A 6,475-nucleotide genomic window follows, 5' to 3' on the forward strand; every position below is an offset into this window, starting at 1 on the left:
GTTTACTGAGGCGTCGTCAGATCCAGAATGGAGGCTGACGTCTCCTCAATAGAGCGTCGGGTCACGTCGATAACCGGCCAGTTATGGTGGCGGCACAGGCGGCGGGCCCAGCGCAGTTCTTCCTGCACTTTTTCCAGATCGATATACGCGTAGTCCGCTGAGGGCTCCACATGCCGGCTGTTCGGCATCATCTGGGACAGACGGGTCCGGCGGATCTCAATCAGTGTTTCCGGGTCAATCGTCAGACCAATGACCGGACATTTCAGCTTGAACAGAGCAGGTGGCGGCTCAATGCCCATCACCAGCGGAATATTGGCGGCTTTGATGCCGCGGTTGGCCAGATAGAAACAGGTTGGCGTTTTGGAAACACGAGAGACCCCAACCAGCACCAGATCAGCGTCATTCAGGTCATCCGTTTCCTGACCATCATCATGGGCCAGCACGTAATGCATGGCCTCAATCCGCTGATAGTAGTTCTCGTCCATAATATACTGGCCGCCAGGATGCCGGGTGGCGGTCTCGCCCGTTTCTTCGGTAAGGAACGTCACGGCATTATCCAGCACGTCCAGCAGACGCACCTGAAGACTGGCGCAACCGGCTTCCATGTCGGCCTGCAAGGCCGGGTCCGTCAGGGAAGACATGACCGGTCCACGGTCCAGCGCGATATGGCGCAGAACGCGGCGCAGCTGGAGGCGTGAGCGGATCAGGTTCCAATGCCGCAGCCGCACATCCGTGTTGGGAAACTGGGCAATACAGGCCCGTGCGACAGCATCCAGCGTCTGGCCAGTGGCTTCAGAAACGAGATGAAGGGTTATGGTATTTTGCTGCATGTCTGGTCACACAAGGCCATGGCCGCCCCCACAAGGAGGCGGCCATGCTTTTGTTGTTTCAGGCTTTGACAGCTTTACGCGCAGCCAGAGCGGCCTGTGCGCTCGCCAGCCGCGCGACGGGTACTCGGAACGGAGAGCAGGACACGTAGTCCAGCCCAACGGATTCAAAGAACGTAATGGAGAGCGGGTCCCCACCATGTTCCCCGCAGATACCCAGCTTGATGTCCGGCTTAGTAGCCCGACCTTTTTCAACGCCCATACGCACCAGAGCGCCAACGCCTTCCTGATCAATGGAGATGAAGGGGTCCTGCGGGAGCAGCCCTTTTTCCACATATTCAGGCAGGAAGGACCCGGCATCATCACGGGAGAGGCCGAGTGTCGTCTGCGTCAGGTCATTCGTGCCGAAGGAGAAGAAGTCAGCACTTTCCGCAATCTTGTCCGCCGTGATGGCTGCACGCGGCAGCTCGATCATGGTGCCGATGCGATAGTCGAGCGTTGCGTTCTGTTCTTTCAGAACGGACGCAATCACGGCTTCGCTGGCTTTGCGGACCAGATCCAGCTCGGCTTTGGTGCCAACCAGCGGGATCATGATTTCCGGGATCACAGCCTTGCCCGTTTCTTTAGAGACGGCCAGAGCGGCTTCCGTAATGGCCCGCACCTGCATGGCGTAGATTTCCGGGTAGCTGATACCCAGACGGCAGCCACGATGCCCCAGCATCGGGTTGGATTCGGAAAGGGCTGAGCGACGTGCGCGCAGAGCTTCCACATCCTGCCCGAGAGCTTTCGCAACGTCTTTCAGTTCGGCTTCCCCATGCGGCAGGAACTCGTGCAGCGGCGGGTCCAGCAGACGGATGGTGACGGGCAGCCCGGCCATGATGCGGAACAGAGCCGCAAAGTCATCCCGCTGGAACGGCAGCAGCGCACCGATCGCTTTGGCGCGGGCGTCTTTTTCTTCCGTCATGATCATCTGGCGGACATGACCGATACGGTCCGGGCCGAAGAACATGTGCTCGGTGCGGCACAGACCAATGCCTTCCGCGCCGAAGCGACGAGCGGTTTCCGCATCTTCCGGCGTTTCCGCGTTGGCGCGCACACCCAGACGTCGCACGGAGTCAGCCCAGCCCATCAGGGTGGAGAAGTCACCAGACAGCGTGGGCGGAATGGTCGGAACGCGGCCCAGATAGACGGCACCTGTGCCGCCATCCAGCGTCAGCCAGTCGCCCGCTTTGAGCGTATGGCCATTCACCGTCAGGGTCTGTGCCTTGTAGTCCACCATGATGCTGCCAGCACCCGCGACGCAGACACGGCCCATGCCACGCGCCACAACGGCGGCGTGAGAGGTCATGCCGCCACGGGTGGTCAGCACACCGCGGGCAGCGTGCATGCCATGCACGTCTTCCGGGGAGGTTTCGATACGGACCAGAATGACGTCCTCGCCTTTGCTGGCGCGGTCTTCCACATCTTCTGCGGAGAACGCGATCACACCGGTGGCAGCGCCGGGGGAGGCGGGGAGACCGCGGGCCAGCTGCTTGCGCTCAGCCTTGGGGTCCAGAACCGGGTGCAGGAGCTGGTCCAGAGAGGCGGGCGGCACGCGGGAGATTGCGTCTTCCTTGGTGATCAGGCCTTCCTGCGCCATGTCGATGGCAATGCGCAGCGCTGCCGCAGCCGTGCGCTTCCCGGAGCGGGTCTGCAACAGGTAGAGCGTGTTGCTCTGCACCGTGAACTCGATGTCCTGCATGTCTTTGTAGTGACGTTCCAGCAGGTCACGCACCTTCAGCATTTCCTGATAGGCTTCTGGCAGAGCCTTTTCCATCGGGTTCTGGTCAGGCGTTGCGCGTTCAGCCGCCATGGGCTGCGGGGTGCGGATACCAGCCACCACGTCTTCGCCCTGAGCGTTGATCAGATATTCACCGTAGAACACGTTTTCACCCGTGGACGGGTCACGTGTGAAGCAGACGCCGGTCGCGCAGTCTTCACCCATGTTGCCGAACACCATGGACTGCACGTTCACAGCCGTGCCCCAGCTGGCCGGAATATCATGCAGCTTGCGGTACGTGTTGGCGCGCGGGTTCATCCAGGAGCCGAACACGGCCCCAATCGCGCCCCAGAGCTGGTCCTGCGGATCTTCCGGGAAGGGTGTGCCGGTTTCATTCAGCACGATGTCCTTATAGCCCTTGAGGACCATCTGCCATTCTTCGGCGGTCAGCTGGGTGTCATCATTCTTGCCGAGTTCACGCTTGGTCTGTTCCAGCAGATCTTCAAAGCGATGATGAGAAACACCGAGCACGACAGAGCCGTACATCTGGATAAAGCGGCGGTAGCTGTCCCATGCGAAGCGGGAATCACCGGAAGAGCGGGCGAGCCCTTCAACCGTCTGGTCGTTCAGGCCGAGGTTCAGCACCGTGTCCATCATGCCGGGCATGGAAACGCGGGCGCCAGAGCGCACGGACACCAGCAGCGGTGCGTTCGCATCACCAAAGCGCAGGCCCATCGCCTTTTCTACGCGGGCCATGGCGTCATCCAGCTGCGCCTTCAGGTCATTCGGATACTTACGGCCATTTTCATAAAAGGCTGAGCAGACTTCAGTGGTGATGGTAAATCCGGGCGGCACCGGCAGGCCGATATTGGACATTTCGGCGAGGTTCGCGCCTTTACCGCCGAGGAGATTGCGCATTCCGGCGTTGCCGTCGTTCTGGCCTGCGCCGAAACTGTAGATCCACTTGGTCATGTTGCCGTTCACTTTGTTGTTGCGAACGCAGAAGCCTTATTTACCCCGTACGAGAGGGGGAGGGGGAACTAACGGGAAAACAGGCAGGTCTGCGGTCGAAATTTTATTTTTATTTTGGACGACGAATTCCACCCCTTCGCTACCCGGTAGCATGGCGCAGATTTTTTGTCCGGGCAACGACTCTTTTTGGCATGTCAGGCAGAAAAATCAGTACGCTCACCAGCACAAAAGGCATTCCACCCGGCCTCATCCAAAGTGGCAATTTTGAGGTCCTCTGCCTTCTTGGCTTTTGAACCGGCCTTTTCTCCCAAAATGACCAGATCTGTCTTTTTGGAAACGGAATCAGACACTTTTGCGCCCATCCGTTCCGCCATGGCACGGGCTTCCTGCCGGGTGAGGGTGTGCAGGGTGCCGGTAAAGACCACTGTCTTGCCAGCCAGTGCCCCACCCGAGACCGCCTCTTCTTCCGTAATGGTCAGGGAGGCGCGCAGGTCAGCCAAAGTTGCGAGATTGTGATCTTCCTGCATGAAAGCCACCAGGTCATCCGCAATCACGCTGCCAATGCCGGTAATGGAGCCCAGTTCCAGCCGCTCGTCCGAGCCGATGACGGCGGCCTTGCGGAGTTGCTCCATCCAGTTTTCATAGGACCCGTAATGCCGGGCCAGCAGGCGGGCATTGCTTTCCCCCACGCGGCGGATGCCCAGCGCATAGATAAAGCGGGAGAGGGGGATGGTGCGCCGGGCCTCAATGGCCTGCATGAGGTTCCGTACCGACTGCTCGCCCCAACCGTCGCGTTTCATGATCTCGTCGGCATGCTCATGAAGCCGGAAGATGTCACCCGGCGTATGCAGGAACCCGGCATCATAAAATTCCCGGATGCTCCGGTCACCCAGGCCATCAATGTCAAATGCCGTGCGGGAGACAAAGTGGATCAGCCGCTCAACAATCTGGGCCGGGCAGGTCAGGCCACCGGTGCAGCGGCGCACAGCTTCGCCTTCCGGCCTGACCGCCAGCGCGCCGCAGGCCGGGCAGTGGTCCGGGAAATGGAACGGCTCCTGCCGCGGTGGGGCATCCGGGGCAGGGGGAACCACGCACAGGATTTGAGGAATGACATCGCCAGCCCGCTGAATCTGCACCCTGTCACCGGGGCGCACATCCTTGCGGGCAATTTCATCTTCGTTATGCAAGGTCGCACGGGTGACGAGCACGCCGCCGACATTGACAGGCTCCAGATGCGCAACCGGGGTCAATGCGCCTGTGCGGCCGACCTGAATTTCAATGGCTTTCAGGGTGGTGACGGCTTGCTCCGCCGGGAACTTCCAGGCCACCGCCCAGCGCGGCGCACGGCCTGCAAAGCCCAGTCGCTCCTGCAGGGTCAGATTGTCGATTTTGTAGACAACGCCATCAATATCATACGCCAGTGCTGCGCGTTCCTGACTAACCGTGTCAAAAAACGCTTCAGCGCCGCTGGCGGCTTCCAGACGCCGGGAGAGCGGATTGACCGGAAAGCCCCATGCCTTCAGCTGTTCCAGATAGTCCCAGTGGCTCAGGGTCACTTTTTCCGAGCAGAAGCCCATGGCGTAAGCGAACAGCGAAAGCGGTCGCCGCGCCGTGACGCGCGCATCCAGCTGGCGCAGAGAGCCTGCGGCCGCGTTGCGCGGGTTGGCAAACGGCTTGCGGCCGAGTTCTTCCTGCGCAGCATTCAGGGCCAGAAAATGCTCTTTTGAGAGGAAGACTTCCCCTCGGATTTCGATCAGTTCCGGCGCAGGGCCGTGCAGGCGTTCCGGCAGATCTTTCAGGGTGCGGAGGTTGGCGGTAACGTCTTCGCCCTCGGTGCCGTCACCACGCGTTGTGCCACGCACAAACACGCCGTTTTCATAGGTCAGGCTGATGGAGAGCCCGTCAATTTTGGGTTCTGCCACAAACGCCAGTTTTCCGGCGTCTTCCTCACTCAGCCCCAGAAAGCGGGTGGCGCGGCTGATGAAGGCTTCAAATTCGTCCTGATCAAACACGTTATCCAGCGAGAGCATGGGCACCAGATGGCGGTGCTTGCCAAACGCGCTGTCCGGCGTGGCGCCTACGGTACGGGCGGCACTGTTTTCGGGCTCAGCCTCAGGGTGCAGGGCCAGCAGGGCATCATAGCGTTTGCGGAGCGCATCATACTCCGCATCACTCACCTCGGGCGCGTCCTCCGCGTAATAGGCGGTATTGTAACGGCCAATGAGGTCCGCAAGTCGGGCCAGTTCGGCTCTGGCTTGTGTGGCGTCGAGGGAGGTGAGGTCCGGGAGGTCAGTCATTCTCATGTTTCAGCAGGCTGGCGGCAGCGGCGCGCGCGGCATCGGTAATCACATCCCCGGCCAGCATACGGGCAATTTCTTCCTGTCGTTCTGCGTGGCTGAGGGGGGCTGCGTGGGTGGCAGTCTGCCCGTCACGCACAATTTTGCCAATGCGTAAGTGCGCATCGGCACTGGCGGCCACCTGCGGGCTGTGGGTCACGGCCAGAACCTGCACCGTGCGCGCCAGCCGGTGCAGGCGTTCGCCAATAGCAGCGGCCGTTGCACCGCCGACACCCGCATCAATTTCATCAAACACCAGTGTGCCGATGCCGGACTGGCCTGCCAGCACCAGCTTGAGAGCCAGCATCAGGCGGGACAGTTCACCGCCCGAAGCAACTTTTGCCAGAGGGCCGGGCGGCTGGCCGGGGTTGGCGGCAATCAGGAACATCACCTGTTCCATACCCTGCCGGCTCCAGTTTTCTGGGGTGAGCGGCTGGATCTGGGCAAAGAACCGGGCTTTGTCCAGCTTGATGGGTTTGAGTTCTCTGGTGACGGCCTGTTCCATCTTGCGGGCCGCTTTTTCACGCGCAGCGGAGAGGCGGGTTGCGGCCTGTTCATACTGAGCGCGGGCTTCTTTAACC

At 60.8% G+C, this 6,475-nt stretch carries 3 protein-coding genes and 1 pseudogene; all 4 read right to left on the minus strand.

Features of this window, described 5'->3' with window-relative positions; genetic code table 11:
- Positions 1 to 2: 2 nt before the first annotated feature.
- Positions 3 to 830, minus strand: a complete 828-nt coding sequence (locus HK23_RS07745; RefSeq protein WP_063908497.1) for a pyruvate, water dikinase regulatory protein — start codon at positions 828 to 830, stop codon at positions 3 to 5.
- Between the two features lie 58 nt (positions 831 to 888).
- Entirely contained in the window at positions 889 to 3,558 is a 2,670-nt protein-coding gene (gene ppdK / locus HK23_RS07750) for a pyruvate, phosphate dikinase (protein ID WP_086653517.1), read from the minus strand.
- A 194-nt stretch (positions 3,559 to 3,752) separates the two neighbouring features.
- Positions 3,753 to 5,855 (minus strand): NAD-dependent DNA ligase LigA, encoded by a 2,103-nt coding sequence (gene ligA, locus HK23_RS07755; RefSeq protein ID WP_086653518.1) that lies wholly within the window; start codon positions 5,853 to 5,855, stop codon positions 3,753 to 3,755.
- A pseudogene (locus HK23_RS07760) lies at positions 5,848 to 6,475 on the minus strand (DNA repair protein RecN); the annotation flags it as partial. The pseudogene HK23_RS07760 and the gene ligA, both read right to left, overlap by 8 nt.

Origin of the sequence: Acetobacter malorum (assembly GCF_002153605.1) — a bacterium.
Taxonomy (GTDB): Bacteria; Pseudomonadota; Alphaproteobacteria; order Acetobacterales; family Acetobacteraceae; genus Acetobacter; species Acetobacter malorum_A.